This is a genomic window from Pseudomonas sp. GW460-12-10-14-TSB1 (genome assembly GCF_017349775.1).
GTDB classification, from domain to species: Bacteria; Pseudomonadota; Gammaproteobacteria; order Pseudomonadales; family Pseudomonadaceae; genus Aquipseudomonas; species Aquipseudomonas piscium.
The window spans coordinates 65,958-81,347 of record NZ_JACNAC010000014.1 but is presented as its reverse complement, the minus strand read 5'-3'; the positions used below and the strand labels follow the sequence as shown (position 1 = coordinate 81,347).

Below are 15,390 nucleotides of genomic sequence, written 5' to 3'. Positions count from 1 at the left end.
CACAAAGATGCCCGATCACAGGATCGGGCATTTCTTCATTCAAACGATCAGTTACGGATACTGCTGAACCGTACCCGGCTGTTGCTGCTGACCACCATACTGCTGACCCGGAATCGCCTTGAGGTTCACTTCCACCCGACGGTTCTGCGCACGGCCATTGACGTCGCTGTTGCTGGCAACCGGGTTATCCGGGCCAGCGCCACGGGCCGACAGGTTGGCACCGCTGACACCTTGCGAGGTCAGGTAGGTCGCCACGCTCTGGGCGCGACGCTGGGACAGGTCCATGTTGTGCTGACGGCTGCCGGTGCTGTCGGTGTAGCCGACGATTTCGATCTGGTTCTGGTTGAACTCCTTGAGGGAGCCGGCCAGGTTGTTCAGCGGTTGATAGAAGCTTGGGGCGATGTTCGCCGAATCGGTGGCGAAGGTGATGTTGCCCGGCATGATCAGCTTGATCTGATCACCCTGGCGCTGCACTTCGACCCCGGTATTGGCCATGCTGGCACGCAGTTTCTTTTCCTGCTGGTCGGCGTAGTAGCCGTAACCGGCAGCGGAAGCACCGACTACCGCAGCGCCGATCAGCGCGCCCTTGCCACGGTTGTTGTGGTCGATGGCAGCACCGGCCAGCGCACCGGCCAAGGCACCCAGGCCACCGTATTTTGCAGTTTTGCTCATGCCCGTGGAGCCGTCGGCCTGCCCCTGATTGTCATAGGGGTTAGGCGAAGCACAGCCGGACAACAAGGCCACAGCGGTAGCAACAACGATCAAACGACGCGAGGTGAACATGGAGAAGCTCCTACTTTTTTCATTCTGTGATGCAGCGGACGTTGGCAACAGACCTTTGCAGGCGTTTGAACACGGCCAATGACAAAAATTCCGTGAAACTTTTGACAGCAAAGGTCAGGCCCTGACAAAGGGATTCTCACGCATTTCATCGCCCAGGCGGGTGTCCGGACCATGCCCGGCCACCACAGTCGCGTCTTCATCGAGGGTGTACAGACGCTGCTTGATCGAACGCACGATGGTGGCCTGGTCGCCACCCCACAAATCCGTGCGCCCTACCCCGCGCTTGAACAAGGTGTCGCCGGCAATCAGCAGCTTAGCCTCTGCAAACCAGAAGCTCATGGAACCTGGGGTATGTCCCGGCGTATGCAGGGCCACGCCGCAGCCGCAGGCCAACTCTTCGTCGTCCGCCAGCCAGCGATCCGGCGCCGGCACCGGCGTGTAAGGCACGCCGAACATGCTGCACTGCATCTCCAGGTTGTCCCAAAGGAACTGATCCTCCTTGTGCAGGTGCAGGGTCGCGCCGGTTTTCTCCTTCATCTGCCCGGACGCCAGGAAGTGATCCAGGTGGGCATGGGTATGAATGATGCTCACCACCTTCAGCCCCAGCGCGTCGAGCCGCGCCATGATCAGGTCGGGATTGCCGCCCGGGTCGACGACTATGGCCTTTTTTGTAACAGGGTCGCCGATGATCGTGCAGTTGCACTGCAAGGGACCGACGGGGAAAGTTTCGCGAATAAGGGCGGGCTTGGCGGCTTCCATGGGATGTTCCTGAAAAAACGATGGGCCATTCTCGCACAGCTTGCAGCCACTGCTTTGCCCCTCAATACAGACAATGACTGCCGCCCTAGGTCCCGGGCGGCAGCCATTCCCGTCAGAACGCCAACTGCAGGGTTTCCTCCCCCTCCAGCGCCAGCAGGAACTGCTTGGCCTGCAAGCCGCCGGCAAAACCGGTGAGGCTGCCCGAGGCGCCGATCACCCGGTGGCAGGGGGCGATGATCGAGATCGGGTTCCGGCCGTTGGCCGCGCCGACCGCGCGCACGGCCTTGGGGCTGCCGACCTGTGCGGCAATCTGGCTGTAGCTGCGGGTTTCGCCGAAAGGAATGGTCAGCAGCGCTTGCCAGACCTTGCGCTGGAACTCGGTGCCGACAAAGTCCAGCTCCAACTCGAAGCAATCGCGGCTGCCGGCAAAGTACTCATTGAGCTGGCGTTCGGTTTCCAGCAAGACCGGATGATCCTCGGCAGGCTGCAACGGGCCGAGACGCACGCGGTTTTCGCGTTCGTTCTCCCAGAGAATCGCGGCGAGCTTCGTGCCTCTGGCAACCAGGGTCAGTTGACCGACGGGGGAATTCATCAATTTGAATACGCAGGACATGGTAAGCCTCCTTTTATCCTCCAGGGAGATCAGGCCCAGGCCTGGCCTTCATCTCAGTACGCCTGCACTGTAGATCGACATTCAAGCGCAAGAACTACGTTTCTTGTGCTTGAATTCAGCGCCGGATCTTCCTGGGTGCCGCTACGCTGGCTACTCATCCTCTTCGATCAGATAACAATTGTCACTGCTGCTGCGCCGCCCATGGGGATAGACGATAAAAGCACCGCGCCCATTGCCACACTCGAGCAGATGCACCGGCGACAGTTCACGCTGCTGATCGATGCGCGCATTGAGCCGGACGATATAGGTGCCCAGCGCAAGCGACACACAGAGAATCAGCAACAAGCAAAACACCAACTGATCGGTGTATCCCGCGCCGGCCTTTTCAGGATGCATAGGTAGTAGCGTCCGATCCTGCTGTCAGCTCCCTCCCACGCCCGATCAAGAACCCTGCCCGCGGCCCACCCTCGCCCAGGCGCACCGCAGGCGTTCTGGACAGCAAGCCATAGGTCACCAGGCCGATGACAATCAAGACCAGCAGAATGTCTTTGATCAAAGGAGACAGGTTCATGGTGGCGTTCTCTTGGTGTAAAAGCCGCCACCATAGAGTCCGACAGGTTAACGCCAGGTAAACATCGGTAAAAAAATGCCCGACTCCGTTATCCTCTGGGCCACTGAGCGACAAGGGTCCAAGGGGACGTTCCCGTGCATATCCACCTGCTGCTGGTCGAGGACAACCTCGACCTGGCCAATACCGTCATCGAATACCTGGAGATCAGCGGGATCGTCTGCGATCACGCCAGTAATGGCCGGACCGGCCTGAGCCTGGCGCTGGACCAGCATTATGATGTGATCCTGCTGGACATCATGCTGCCGCGCCTGGACGGCCAACAACTGTGCAAACAGCTGCGCGAACAGGGCAAACAGACACCGATCCTGATGCTCACCTCGCTGGATGCCCTGCCGGACAAGCTCGCCAGCTTTGCCATGGGCGCCGACGACTATCTGGTCAAGCCCTTCGAGCTGGCCGAACTGGTGGCCAGGATCCGCGCCCTGAGCCTGCGGCGCAGCGGCCAGGCCAGCCGCCTGCAGGTGGCCGACCTGACCATGGATCTGTCCACCCGCAAGGTCAGCCGCGCCGGACAGGAACTGCACCTGTCGCCCATCTGCTGGACCTTGCTGGAGTGCCTGATGCGTGCCAGTCCCGAGCCGGTGGGTCGCGAACGTCTCGAGGCCACGGTCTGGGGCGACGAGCCACCGGACAGCAATACCCTCAAGGTGCATATGCACCGCTTGCGCAAGGCAGTGGACAAGGATTTCAGCCAACCGCTGATCCACACTATTTCCGGCATCGGCGTACAGCTGAGGCCCCATGCGTAAGGGGCTGAGTCTGAAATGGGTGATCAGCGGCAGTTTCCTGCTGTTGATCGCCGTGGTGCTGCTGATCTACAGCCAACTGCTATCGAGCTACAGCGTCCGTGGCCTGCTCTATACCGCCAGCGCCATGATGGAAGAGGAAGCCCTGTACTTCGTCAGGCATTACAAGAAAGACCCAAGCCTGCCCCCACCGCAGAACTATTTCTTCAGCAGTGTTATCGGCAAGGAGGCGTTGCCGCCGAAAATTCGCCAGTTGCTGGATACGCCGCCAACCCTGTCCTTCGGTGCCGTGCAGGTGTTCGGTGAACTGGAAGCCGATGGACAGGATGAAGTCAAAGCGATCCTGGCCCAGCCCCTGGGTGACGGCAAAACCCTGTACATGTTCGATGTCGACCACGACCATGAAGAAGGCGGCGAGGTCGAGACCCCGTTGTCCGATGCCTACCTCGATCACGAACTGAACAGCGTCAACTTCATCAGTCTGGCGGTATTCGTCCCGGCACTGATCATCATCGTCCTGCTGGTCTGGTGGCTGGTACGCCCCCTCGGCCGGCTGGCCCAGTGGTCCACCACCCTGAAAGATCCGGATGCGGTGTCCAGTCAACGTCCGAATTTCCGCTTCAAGGAATTCAATGTGCTGGCCGACTCCCTGGCCCAGAGCGTGCAGCAGGTACAGGCCGCCAGCCTGCGCGAGGGGCGCCTGCTGCGCTACACCAGCCATGAGTTGCGCACACCGCTGGCGGTGCTCAAGGCCAACCTGGAACTGCTGGCCCTGCAGTCCGGGGGCACGCTGCCCCCGCCTCTGCAACGTATCGAACGCTCGGTACTGAACATGCAACGCATTGCCGAGACTCTGCTGTGGATGAGCCGCGAGCGCCTTGAGCCCTTGCCGGAAGAAGCCATCGACATGGCCAAGTTGTTCAACGAACTGATCCAGGAGCATCGCTACCTGATCGGCAAGCGGGACATCGAACTGATCCTCGACATCAGCAACGAGCCCTGTCGTCTGCCCCCGACCGCCTGCCGGATCGTGGTCGGTAACTTTCTGCGTAATGCCCTGCAATATGCCGACGAAGGCAGCATCGAAATCACCTTCGAGCAGCTGCAACTGCGCATCGTCAACCGCATCCGCGACACCAGCCAGCCGGAAGAATCCAGCGACTTCGGCTACGGCCTGGGCCTGGAACTGATGCGCCAGCTGTGCGCCAGGCTGGGCTGGAAAATCCAGGTCGTCACCGAACAACAGCGCTTCACGGTGACCCTGGACTTCAACACCACTGAGCCTTCAGCTTCACCCCAGGAGCACGCCGAGGGCGATGCCAGCGAGATCAACTGACAGCCGATCAACCCAGCAAGCCCAGTTCCTGGGCCCGGGCTACGGCCTGGGTGCGACGCTCCACCCCCAGCTTGCTGTTGATATGGCTGGCATGGGTCTTCACGGTGTGCAGCGAGATAAACAGCTGATCGCTGATTTCCTGGTTGGAGCAACCTTGGGCGATCAGTTGCAGCACCGCCAGCTCGCGGGAGCTGAGGGCTTCGCCATGATGTTGCTCCAGAGGTTCGCGCGCCACGGCAGCTGGCAGGCGCTCGAGCAAGGTCTGGCGCAATGGCGTCGCCGGCCCCTGCTGAAGTTGCTCGCGGACCCAGGCCGGATGCGCCCGTACTGCCCATTCGAACGGTTGCAATGCCCCGCCCACGGCGGCCTCCAGCGCCTGGGCAAAGGCCTGTCGGGCCTCGGGATCGCGCCCCTGGGCCAGCCACAGCGCGACCTTCTGATTCAAGGCCATCACATTGAGCATCTGCCGCCCGCTCTCCCGGCCATGCTCCACCAGTTTGTCCAGGCGCTGTTCGGCCAGGGCCGGCGCGCCCTGGATACTGTCGAGCAAGGCCTGCTGCAACTCGATATGCAGCGGCAGCTGTGGATGAAACTCCGGCGCCGCAGCGGCCTGGTCGCCGGTGTAGGTCTGCCCCAGGCGAGCCAGCCAGGCCTGAGCCAGGTCGGTGCGGCCCTGGGCCAGCCAGAGTTCGCATTTGACCAGGGTAATCATCGCCAGGTAGTAGATCGGCGGGACGTCCCAGATGTGCATCAGGCGTTCGGCCTCGGCCAGCTCGGCAAAGGCCTTGGCAAATTCACCGTTGTGACCTTCCAGGTTGGCGATCACGCAATGGCCGATCAGCACGCTGATATCGCGACAGGCCCGGGCCTCGACCAGGCCCGCCCGCAAGCGCGCCAGCCCGGTCTCGGGCTGGCAGCGCAACATCAACAGATAACCCTCATACAGCGTCAACCGCGCACGTACCGCATACAGGCGCTGCGTGGACAGGCCATACAAGCGCTGCAAACCCTGGCGGACTTCATCCAGCGCCCGCAGGATCTCGCCGCGGGCTTGCAGCACCCGGGCCCGGTCGTAATGGGCCAGGGCCTCGAACAAGGGGTTGCCGACCCGCTGCGCCAGTTCCAGGGACTCGCGGTTGAGCCCCCGGGCGCGCCACAAATCGCCATCGGCGATCGCCAGGTTGGACAGGGTCGACAGGCACACCAGCCGCTGCCCGTAACGTTTCTGGGGCAAGGTTTCCAGGGCTTCGCTGCAATACAGCAGGGTCAGCTCGCGATTCCCGCGCCCACGGGCGACGATCCCGCTCAAGGCCAGCCATTGCGCCAGCATGGATTTCTGCGCAGTGGCCGAGGGGGCCGGCAGGAAGCGACTCAAATGGCTGGCCAGTTCCTCGGCGGCATCCAGCTGGCACGCCAGCCCCAGCGCCCAGCTGTACAGCACGATCAGCCGCGGGGTGCTGATCAGCAGGCTGTCGGGCAAGTCCATTTTCCAGCGCAGCAACATGCCGACGTTCTGTTCCGCCAGCAACTGTTCCTCGGACAGGTTCTGTACCAGGTTCGCCGCCACATCCAGGTGCCCGGCGCGCAACGCCTGCTCCACCGCTTCGTCCAGCAGCCCCTGGGCGTTGAACCAGCGACAGGCCCGCAAGTGCAGGCTGGCCGGCGGCAATACCGCGTTGGCGGTGGGCCGGGTGCGCAACAGGTCGGAGAACAGGTGGTGATAACGGTACCAGTGCCCCTGCTCGTCCAGCGGCACCAGGAACACCTGGTGGGCCAACAGGTAACGCAGGATCTCGGCACTGTCATGGGACTCGCGCAGCGCGTCGCACAGTTCGCTGCAGAAACGCTCCTGGGGCGCCGTGTCATAAAGAAACGACTGCACTTCGGCAGGCAGGCAATCGATGACTTCTTCCAACAGATAATCGCGAATCAGGCCTTCGCCGCCATTCAGCGACTGCGGCAAGGTTCCACCGCTGCCCGCCTCCAAGGCCGCCAGCAACCAGAAACGCAGGCCCGCTACCCAGCCTTCGCTGCGCAGGATCAGGCTTTCCAGCGCCTCGCCACGCAGCGAACTGCTGTGCCGGTCGAGCAGGGTCAGGGATTCGTCGTAGGTCAGGCGCAGGTCCTGCTCGTGCAATTCCAGCAACTGCCGCGACAGGCGCAGACGCGCCAGGTGCCAGTCCGGGCGCTGGCGGCTGGTCACCAGCACCAGCAGGCCGTCGGGTAAATGATTGAGGAAGAACTGCAGGCAGCGATCGAGCACCGGCCCCTGGGCCAGGTGGTAATCGTCCAGCACCAGCAACAAGGGAGACGCACTGGAAAGGTGGGCCGCCAACTCGTCGAGCAAGCCGTCCAGCCACTCTTCGAAGGCGAAGGGCTGGTGGCGCTGACGCATCTTCAGCAGCCCGAGGGATTGGCTGCCCAAATGGGCGAAATATTGCTGCAACCCCTCAAGCAGGCGCTCGAGAAAACGGCCCGGATCGCTGTCCCGACGGCTGAGCCCCAGCCACAGGCTGCGCCAGTGCGGCGGCAGGCTCTGGCAGAACTCCACCGCCAGCGAACTCTTGCCAAAACCGGCCGGTGCGCTGACCAACAGCAACCGGCCATCGAGGCCTGCGCTCAAGCGTTCGCACAGACGCGGCCGCAGTACGTAGCCGTCGGGCAAGGGTGGTCGGTAGAAGCGCCCTTCCGGCGCGGGAATGGGCGCACCGGCAGGCCCCTGGATACGGGACAGATCAGTCATGGCCAACTCTTATTGAAGTGCTGTTGTCGGCAATACAGATGTCGGCAGACTATCGGTAAAAAGCCCCCTGTTGAAGATTTTTGCTACAGATGGCTAGAAAAAGAATACAACCAGGTTTGTCAGCGCTCCCCGCGTACCTGTAGGGGCGAGTTTGCTCGCGATCAGAACAGCGCGGTTTTACCGGGAAGTCGCGTTGCCTGGAGTATTTTTCGCGAGCGAGCTCGCTTCTACAGGGACCACCCCGTGTTTTGTAGAAAAACCCAGACAATAAAAAACGCCCCGAACCAGTCGGGGCGTCGATCGAGGATGCGCCTCGATTTACCGCGGGTTAACGAACGCCATCCTGGCGCAGGGCCGCCGGGGTGAAGTCGCTGGTGGTGGCGGTGAAGCCGAAGTCATAGGCCGATTTCTCTTCGTTCTTCATGCCCAGTGCCAGGTAACGGCCCGACTGCAGGTCGTAGAGGGTTTCCAGGGCGTACCACGGCACTTGCTTGTCGTAGTAGTTCTCGGCATGCGCCTCGGCCACGCGCCACAGCTGGCCACGACCGTCGTAATGGTCGATCACTGCGGCCTGCCAGGTGTCTTCATCGATGTAGAAGTCACGCTTGGCGTAGATATGACGCTGACCTTCCTTCAGGGTCGCGACCACGTGCCAGACACGGCGCAGCTCGTAGCGAGCCAGGTCCTGGTTGATGTGGCCGGCCTTGATGATCTCGGCGTACTTCAGTTGCGGCGAGTCGAGCTTGTAGCTGTTGGAGGCGATGTACATCTCCTTCTTGCCTTCCAGCTTCCAGTCGTAGCGGTCCGGCGCGCCGTTGTACATGTCGAGGTTGTCGGAGGTACGCAGGCCGTCGGCCGCGGTACCCGGACCGTCATAGGACACTTGCGGGGCGCGACGCACACGACGCTGACCAGCGTTGTAGACCCACGCCGAACGCGGTTCCTTCACCTGGTCGAGGGTTTCGTGCACCAGCAGCACACCACCGGCCAGACGCGCCGGCGCGGTCACTTTCTGCTTGAAGTAGAACAGGATGTTGCCCGGGTTCGCCGGATCGTAGTCCTTCATCTTGTCGCGGAACACGAACTGGTCCTGGAAGTACACCAGGCTGAACGAGCCGTTGGCCTGTGGCGTCGCCTGGGTCACCAGACGGGTCACGCTGCCGCCGCGATAGCGGGTGATGTGGTTCCAGATGACTTCCACGCCGCTTTTCGGAATCGGGAAAGGAATGGCGGTCTTGAAGTTTTCCAGGCCGTTGCCGCCGCTGACCAGATTGGTCTTGGTGGCGTTTTCCTTGATCGCGGCGAACACGTCGGCGGGTACCGTAGCACCACGGTGGGAAGGATAGACCGGCATCTTGTAGGTTTCCGGGTAGCGCTTGAACATCGCGTACTGCCCCGGCGCCAGCTTGTCCTTGTACTGCTCGACGTTCTGCGCGGTGATGGTGAACTGCGGCTGCTCGCTGGCGTACGGGTTGGACAGGAAGCCCTTGCCGTCCACACTGCCGGCGTTGGTCGGCAAGGCTTTCCAGGCTGGAATGGTGCCGGCGGAGTTACCGGCCATTTCCGCGCCCATTGGCGTCAGGGAGGTGCCCAGCTTGGCCGCTTCATCGGCCGAGACCGCGGCCATGACCCCGGTCGCCAGCAGCGACAGCCCGAGGACACCGACCTGCAACAGACTCTTGGTTACTTTCATATTCTTGTTCTTCCTGAAAATGCAGTGCTTAGAAGTTCACGCCGAAACTGAGGGCCACGAAGTCACGGTCATCCACGGTGGTGTACTTGCCGTCGAAGAAGTTGGTGTACGCCAGGCTCGCGGTGTAGGTGTTCTGGTACTCGGCATCCACGCCCAGGCTGATGGCCTTGCGGCCTTCCTCGAAGTTGCCGCCAGGGCCAGGCGAGTAACCGCTGACGTCATGGGACCAGGCCACGTTCGGCTTGAGGTTCACACCGGCGAACACGTCGTTGTATTCCCAGATGGCACGACCGCGATAACCCCAGGAAGTCGAGGTGGTGAAGCCGTCGTCGTTACAGTTGCGGCTGCGATTGTTGGTCGCCGCGCCCGCCCCCGCGCCGTTGATGGTGCTGGTGTTGAGGATCTGCGAGCAGGTGTCCAGGCTGCCGGTGGCAGGCAGTTCGCCCGGGCCATAGACCGGATCGCGGCCGTAACGAACCTTGGAGGTGCTTTCCAGGCCGCCCACGTAAGTCAGGCCGACTTCACCGACCAGGGTCAGGCGGCTGGCGCCCATGACCTGATCGAAGAAATGGGTGAAGGTGGTCTGCAGCTGGGTGATCTCTTTACGGCGATAGCCATGCAGGTCCTGACCCGGCGCGCCGTCGAGCAGCGAGGCATTGGCCAGGGTGCCCCCCAGTGGGCGAACACCGGCGAACAGGATATCGGTGGAGTTCAGCTGCACCGGAGCGTTCGGGCGATAGCTGATCTCACCGCTCCACGCGGTACCGGTAGGCAAGGTGGTGGAGAAGCTCAGGCCGTAGAGGCGGATGTCCTCAGGGTACTCGACGAAGTACTCGGAGCTGCCCGCCACCACCAGTGGGCCCAGGGCGCGGAACGCCGCTGGCAAGGCCGCGACACGGTCGAAGACCGCCTGCGGAGCACCGGTGGCGCTGAAGATCGGCGCACGGCTGTGGTAGTTCATGAAGTACGCGCCGAACTCGGTGTCGAGCGGCTCGTACATGTACTTGAAGGACACGCCCCACTGCCCGCTGTCCCGTGCATCGCGGTCCGGGCCACGACGTACCAGCACGCCTTCCTGGTTGACGTCGACGCCCGCGGCGGCCAGTGGCCCCAGCGCAATCGATGGAATGGTCGAGCGTTTGTTCAGCACCCGCAGGTTGTCGCTGCAACCGTCGGCGATGATGTCCGGCTGGGAGAAGAAGGTGCCGCAGTTGTCGACGACGGTCTGGTCCCATTCCAGCTGATAGAAGGCTTCGGCCGAGAGGTTCTCGGTCAGGCTCTGGGAGACGTAGAACATGTTGACCGGAATCAGGCCTTCCTTGATCTCCGCGCCAGGACGGCGGAAAGCGGACACGTCGATCGGGTTGATCGAGTTGATGCCGCCGCCAATGAAGGTACTTTCACCCCAGCTCACGACTTGCTTGCCCAGACGCACGGAACCCGGCTGCTCGGCGATCGAGTAGTTGTGATAGATGAAGGCGTCGAGGATCTGCCCGCCGGAGGACTTGGCGCCTTCCTTGCGGTTGCTGTCGCTGATGTCCTTGAACTCGCGGCTTTCGTCCTTGAGCTCGAAGTCATACCAGTACTTGCCCCGGACGAAGACGCCGGTGTCGCCGTATTTCAGTTCAAGGTCATGGATGCCCTTGAAGATCTTGGAAAAGGTTTCGCCGCTTTTGAAGTTAGCGTGGCCATCGTCGGAGGTCTGGGACAGGCCATGACCGCCGTTGTTGACACCAATCAGATTCTTGTTGGGGCTCTGGGTAGACCAGCTCGCACCCAGCGATAGAGAAGAGTCGAACTGACCTTCGATTTCACCGATGTTGAAACTGACGCCGAAGGCAGGTCCGGCGAGCGTAGAGGCGAGACTGACGGCCAGAGGCAGTTTCGCCCGGCGCCAGAACTGGTTTACTGATGTCATCGACGCTACTCCATGTGCTTTATTGTTATGGCAGTGAGCACTTTTAAAAACGCTCTGAACGGGCGGAACCCAGTCAGCCCCGAAGTCGTTCAAAGTTGCATCGCCCCATGTTGTGCGGTTGCCCCGTTCTTAAAAATCCTTGGGCGGACTATAGCCAGCAGGTGGTACGGCTTGATCCCTCTAAAGTGTGATTTGCAGCCTCCAACCACTCTGGAACGGTCCTTTCGCCAGTCCGGCAAATGCCGGCACGGCAAGGATGGCTGAAAATTCGGATTTGACAAGGCAAGCGCTTGCTTGGTGGGCTCTACCGTGCCCTTTCGGGCACGGTAGGAGGTGTTTACAGCGTCGAAAGAAAGGTGCTGTTGTTGGCCTGCCATTCGGTGATGTCGAGGCGGATGCGCTTCTTGTCGAGCTTGCCGACACTGGTCTTGGGAATTTCAGTAACAAGGGCGATCTGACTGGGAATCGCCCACTTGCTCAAGTGCCCCTGTTCGACAAACGGCTTGAGATGCTCCTTGAGCTCCTTGGCCTCGATCGCACGCCCCTCGCGGACCACCAGCAAGGCAAACGGGCGCTCGCCCCATTGCGGATCGGGGATACCCACCACTGCTACTTCGCGTACCGCCGGGTGGCGGCTGATCAGGTCTTCCAGGGCCAGGGACGATACCCACTCGCCTCCGGTCTTGATTACATCCTTGATCCGGTCGCGAATATCGATCACGCCCATGCCGTCGAGGGTCGCCACGTCGCCGGTGTGCAGCCAGCCGCCCTCCCACAGCTCCGCGCCCTTCTGCGGCTCGTTGAAATAGCCTTCGGTCAGCCAGGGCGCGCGCAGCACCAGCTCACCCTGAGTCTCGCCATCGGCCGGCAGGAAGTTGCCGTCGCCATCGACAATCGCCGCCTCCACCAGAGGCCCGGGCACGCCGGCCTTGATCCGGTAGGAGGTGCGCTCATCCTCGGTACCCGCCAGCAGCTCTTCGTTGAGGTGGGCGCAGGACACCAGCGGCCCGGTTTCCGACATGCCATAGGCCGCCGTCAGTTGAATGCCCTTGGCCTTGGAGGCTTCGTACAGTGCACGGTTGAGCGCGCTGCCGCCGATGACGATCTTCCAGCCGCCGAAATCCGTGCCCTGGGCCGCCTTGGCATTGAGCAGCATCTGCAGGATGGTCGGTACGCAATGGGAGAAGGTGACCTTTTCCTTGCGCCACAACTCCACCAGGAGTTCCGGGTCGTAACGGCCGGGATAGACCTGCTTGAGGCCGAGCATGGTCGCCACATAAGGCAGGCCCCAGGCATGTACGTGGAACATCGGGGTAATGGGCATGTACACATCGCTGGTGCCCAGCAGGCGCACGCTGTCGATGCTGCCCATGATCACTGCCACACCCATGGTGTGCAGCACCAGCTGGCGATGGGTGAAGTACACGCCCTTGGGATTGCCGGTGGTGCCGGTGGTGTAGAAGGTGGTGGCCACCGAGTTTTCGTCGAAGTCCTCGAAGGCGTACTGGGTGCTCGCTGCCGCCAGAAGCTGCTCGTATTCGCCCACCAGGTTCGGCAGGTCGGCGCTCTTGTCCGGGCCGTCGGTCAGCAGCAGGGTTTTCTCCACCGTGGTCAGTTGCCCGGCGATCGCCTGGTAGAGCCCGACGAACTCACTGTTGACCAGCACGAAGCGGTCCTCGGCGTGGTTCATGGTGTACAGGATCTGTTCCGGTGACAGGCGCACGTTGATGGTATGGATCACCGCGCCGATCATCGGGATGGCGAACATGCACTCCAGGTAGCGATGGCTGTCCCAGTCCATCACCGCCACGGTATCCCCGGCCTTGACCCCGGCAGCCGTCAACACGTTCGCCAGCCTGGCCACGCGCTCGATCAGGGTTGGGTAGCTGTAACGCAGTTTGTCCCGGTAAACGATTTCACGGGTCTTCTCGTAACGGGTGCCGGACATCAGCAGCCGCTTGATCAATAGCGGGTATTGGTAGGCGCCTTCGGCTGGCGGAATAACGCGAGTCTGCAACATAAGCATCCCTTTTCGTGACTGCACGGTCGTGGCTGAAGAACGCTCACTCTAGAGCGCCGCTGGCTCTGCCAAATCAGCCAAAGGAATGATTTGCAGGGCCGTACGAATGCTAGCTCCAAGCCAGCATTCGTGCGACCGGGGATCAGCCCGCCTGCTTTCGTGGGAATGCCCTCACATAAGCGTCAAGCCGTTTGCTCGGCAAGCCCTTTGCAGGAATATCTCGGCGCCCTGAATCAGCTCAAAGCGCCAGATCCCATTACTTAGCCACGTGTACGGGCCCGTGCGGCTGCAACTGCTGTTGCAGGTAGTGGCGCAGGCGTTTTTCCACATCGCGGTTACTCGGCCTGGGCAACCCGGCCGGCCATTCGCCACGCGCCAGCGCGCGAATCGGCGCCTGCTGGCCCATGTCCCGGCGCTGGATCTGGCGCAGCCCCTGATCCCACCAGACGTGGCGGCAAGCCTCGACATAGGGCGAGAACGGGCCGCAGCTGCCATACAGCAGGTCGCGCCCGACCTTTTGCATGTCCTTGTTCTGCCGCCTCAAGTAGAACTTGATCCGCGAGCGCTGAAACAGCGACGGCAAGGGTTTGCGCCGTGGCACCTCGCGCTGCATGCGCAGCAACTCCGGCCGGAAGGCTTCGCCGTGACGCTGGAAGAACAGCGCCTGCATGGCGTGGAAGAAGTCCTTGTCGGAGAAGTAGTGATAGATGCAGTTCTTGCTTTCGCCCACGGATTGACCGCGCAAGGCAAATGACAGGGCGATCTGTTCCAGGGTGTGCAGGTCCTTGATGTGCGCGCTCCACTCATCGATCAAGGCAATCGAGGCCTGCATCAACGGACCATCGCCAGCCGTCAGACCACAGACCCCGCTGTTGAACAGGCGCTGGTCGTCGGATACCGACTGCCCGCTGGTCTGCAGGTAGCGGTCGAGCTTGACGAACTCGGGGCGGGTCCGGACTTCGGACCAGAGAAACTCGTCTTCATCGATCAGGTACTGGCCGGGTGCGATGCGATCGAACAGCCGCTGCGGATCGGCCTCGAACAAGGTGTCGGTATCGACAAACAGGGTCTTGTCCGCCAGCGCGAGCCCCGCGGCAAAGGCACAGGCCTTGCGGCGGTGGTAGTAGCCCTGGTCACCCTGCCACTCGATCAGCGTTTGCTCACTCAACGGCACCACTTGCACCGGCCAGCCGTGGTAATCCTCGGGCCGGTCGGTCATGACCCGGATCACCAGCGGCTCGGCACCCTTGTTCTGGTCGAGGGCCGTCAGAATGCTGAATTTCGCTTCATGGCGATAAACCTCTTTGCCGCCATAAACCAGATAGAGCAACTGCTGCGGTACTTTTTGTATCGTCATCAAGCGTCCGGTCTCGCGCGCTCTCCGGACAGCCAAGGGGCTCGATCTGCCGGAGTGGCATAAAAGCGGACGATTGTACGATTAATCCCAATTAATGATCAGAAATATCCGACCAACCTGGACGAGAAAGACCGGCTCAATGCATCTCGGTAAAGGCCAGCTTCACCCCGATGGCGATCAGCACCGCGCCCATGGTGCGGTCGAACCAGTGGCCCATGCGGGCAAAACCGGCACGGACTTTCTGCTGGCTGAACAGCAGCGCCACCAGGCAGAACCAGATAGCCGTCGCCGCCGCCAGGTACACGCCGTAACCAGCCTGGATGGCCAAGGGCGTGTGCGGATTGATGACCACGGTGAACAACGACAGGAAGAACAAGGTCGCCTTCGGGTTCAGGCCGTTGGTCACGAAACCGGAAGTGAAGGCGCCGCGCGCGGTGCGCTCGCCGGCTTCCAGGTGCAGGTTCTCGGTAGCGGGTTTGGCCGGCTGCGCCCGCAGGGCCTTGTAGCCGATGTACAGCAGGTAAGCGGCGGCGGCCCATTTCAACGCGTTGAACAGCACGATCGACTGCGACACGATCAGGCCGATGCCCAGCAGCGAATAGCCCACATGCAGGAAGATTGCGGTGCCGACGCCCAATGCCGTCCAGGTGCCGGCGCGGCGACCGTGGGTCACGCTTTCGCGCACCACGACGGCGAAATCCGGGCCTGGGCTGGCCACGGCAAGCAGGTGAATAAGGGCGACGGTCAAGAACTCGGCGAGGTACATGGACACTCCTGTGTATCTAATTATT

General features: G+C 61.8%; 13 protein-coding genes. 2 read left to right on the top strand and 11 right to left on the bottom strand.

Annotated features, from left to right (window positions below; genetic code table 11):
- Positions 1-51: 51 nt before the first annotated feature.
- The 5 genes from J4D52_RS11605 to J4D52_RS11585 form a co-directional block, all read right to left on the bottom strand.
- Positions 52-783, bottom strand: coding sequence for an OmpA family lipoprotein (locus tag J4D52_RS11605; RefSeq protein ID WP_025806203.1), 732 nt, complete (start codon positions 781-783; stop codon positions 52-54).
- Between the two features lie 114 nt (positions 784-897).
- Positions 898-1,542 (bottom strand): MBL fold metallo-hydrolase, encoded by a 645-nt coding sequence (locus J4D52_RS11600; RefSeq protein ID WP_009045528.1) that lies wholly within the window; start codon positions 1,540-1,542, stop codon positions 898-900.
- Positions 1,543-1,654: 112 nt separating this feature from the next.
- The gene (locus J4D52_RS11595; RefSeq protein ID WP_025806205.1) at positions 1,655-2,155 is read right to left on the bottom strand and encodes a methylated-DNA--[protein]-cysteine S-methyltransferase; all 501 of its coding nucleotides are present in this window, start codon (positions 2,153-2,155) and stop codon (positions 1,655-1,657) included.
- 150 nt (positions 2,156-2,305) lie between these two features.
- Positions 2,306-2,551 (bottom strand): hypothetical protein, encoded by a 246-nt coding sequence (locus tag J4D52_RS11590; RefSeq protein WP_025806206.1) that lies wholly within the window; start codon positions 2,549-2,551, stop codon positions 2,306-2,308.
- A complete protein-coding gene (locus J4D52_RS11585; protein ID WP_025806207.1) occupies positions 2,541-2,726 on the bottom strand; it encodes a hypothetical protein in 186 nt (61 codons plus the stop codon). Before J4D52_RS11585 ends, J4D52_RS11590 begins: the two co-directional genes overlap by 11 nt.
- 134 nt (positions 2,727-2,860) lie before the next feature.
- Here J4D52_RS11585 and J4D52_RS11580 point away from each other — a divergent pair, with 134 nt between their 5' ends.
- Both J4D52_RS11580 and J4D52_RS11575 read left to right on the top strand, forming a co-directional pair.
- Positions 2,861-3,535 carry a response regulator transcription factor gene (locus J4D52_RS11580; protein WP_025806209.1) on the top strand — a complete coding sequence of 225 codons (675 nt, stop codon included), beginning with the start codon at positions 2,861-2,863 and terminating at the stop codon, positions 3,533-3,535.
- Complete coding sequence (locus tag J4D52_RS11575) at positions 3,528-4,868, top strand: HAMP domain-containing sensor histidine kinase (RefSeq protein WP_063432931.1); 1,341 nt, start codon at positions 3,528-3,530, stop codon at positions 4,866-4,868. Before J4D52_RS11580 ends, J4D52_RS11575 begins: the two co-directional genes overlap by 8 nt.
- A 7-nt stretch (positions 4,869-4,875) precedes the next feature.
- Here J4D52_RS11575 and J4D52_RS11570 read toward each other — a convergent pair whose 3' ends face one another.
- The 6 genes from J4D52_RS11570 to J4D52_RS11545 all read right to left on the bottom strand — a co-directional run bounded on the left by J4D52_RS11570 (position 4,876) and on the right by J4D52_RS11545 (position 15,365).
- Positions 4,876-7,611 carry a LuxR C-terminal-related transcriptional regulator gene (locus tag J4D52_RS11570; RefSeq protein WP_102676026.1) on the bottom strand — a complete coding sequence of 912 codons (2,736 nt, stop codon included), beginning with the start codon at positions 7,609-7,611 and terminating at the stop codon, positions 4,876-4,878.
- 328 nt (positions 7,612-7,939) lie between these two features.
- Positions 7,940-9,304, bottom strand: coding sequence for a DUF1329 domain-containing protein (locus tag J4D52_RS11565; RefSeq protein WP_007928419.1), 1,365 nt, complete (start codon positions 9,302-9,304; stop codon positions 7,940-7,942).
- Positions 9,305-9,332: 28 nt separating this feature from the next.
- Complete coding sequence (locus tag J4D52_RS11560) at positions 9,333-11,222, bottom strand: DUF1302 domain-containing protein (RefSeq protein ID WP_097305009.1); 1,890 nt, start codon at positions 11,220-11,222, stop codon at positions 9,333-9,335.
- A gap of 337 nt (positions 11,223-11,559) precedes the next feature.
- Complete coding sequence (locus tag J4D52_RS11555; protein WP_025806214.1) at positions 11,560-13,242, bottom strand: fatty acid--CoA ligase; 1,683 nt, start codon at positions 13,240-13,242, stop codon at positions 11,560-11,562.
- A 256-nt stretch (positions 13,243-13,498) separates the two neighbouring features.
- On the bottom strand, positions 13,499-14,599 hold the full coding sequence (locus J4D52_RS11550; protein WP_102676025.1) for a hypothetical protein: 1,101 nt from the start codon (positions 14,597-14,599) through the stop codon (positions 13,499-13,501).
- 136 nt (positions 14,600-14,735) lie between these two features.
- On the bottom strand, positions 14,736-15,365 hold the full coding sequence (locus J4D52_RS11545; RefSeq protein ID WP_025806216.1) for a LysE family translocator: 630 nt from the start codon (positions 15,363-15,365) through the stop codon (positions 14,736-14,738).
- Between the last annotated feature and the right edge of the window lie 25 nt (positions 15,366-15,390).

What these genes read in the sequence shown, in the direction of transcription:
- J4D52_RS11560 (WP_097305009.1), bottom strand. Translation starts at nt 11,222, where the DNA reads ATGACATCAGTAAACCAGTTCTGGCGCCGGGCGAAACTGCCTCTGGCC.
- J4D52_RS11595 (WP_025806205.1), bottom strand. Translation starts at nt 2,155, where the DNA reads ATGTCCTGCGTATTCAAATTGATGAATTCCCCCGTCGGTCAACTGACC.
- J4D52_RS11600 (WP_009045528.1), bottom strand. Translation starts at nt 1,542, where the DNA reads ATGGAAGCCGCCAAGCCCGCCCTTATTCGCGAAACTTTCCCCGTCGGT.
- J4D52_RS11575 (WP_063432931.1), top strand. Translation starts at nt 3,528, where the DNA reads ATGCGTAAGGGGCTGAGTCTGAAATGGGTGATCAGCGGCAGTTTCCTG.
- J4D52_RS11550 (WP_102676025.1), bottom strand. Translation starts at nt 14,599, where the DNA reads ATGACGATACAAAAAGTACCGCAGCAGTTGCTCTATCTGGTTTATGGC.
- J4D52_RS11590 (WP_025806206.1), bottom strand. Translation starts at nt 2,551, where the DNA reads ATGCATCCTGAAAAGGCCGGCGCGGGATACACCGATCAGTTGGTGTTT.
- J4D52_RS11545 (WP_025806216.1), bottom strand. Translation starts at nt 15,365, where the DNA reads ATGTACCTCGCCGAGTTCTTGACCGTCGCCCTTATTCACCTGCTTGCC.
- J4D52_RS11605 (WP_025806203.1), bottom strand. Translation starts at nt 783, where the DNA reads ATGTTCACCTCGCGTCGTTTGATCGTTGTTGCTACCGCTGTGGCCTTG.
- J4D52_RS11585 (WP_025806207.1), bottom strand. Translation starts at nt 2,726, where the DNA reads ATGAACCTGTCTCCTTTGATCAAAGACATTCTGCTGGTCTTGATTGTC.
- J4D52_RS11555 (WP_025806214.1), bottom strand. Translation starts at nt 13,242, where the DNA reads ATGTTGCAGACTCGCGTTATTCCGCCAGCCGAAGGCGCCTACCAATAC.
- J4D52_RS11565 (WP_007928419.1), bottom strand. Translation starts at nt 9,304, where the DNA reads ATGAAAGTAACCAAGAGTCTGTTGCAGGTCGGTGTCCTCGGGCTGTCG.
- J4D52_RS11570 (WP_102676026.1), bottom strand. Translation starts at nt 7,611, where the DNA reads ATGACTGATCTGTCCCGTATCCAGGGGCCTGCCGGTGCGCCCATTCCC.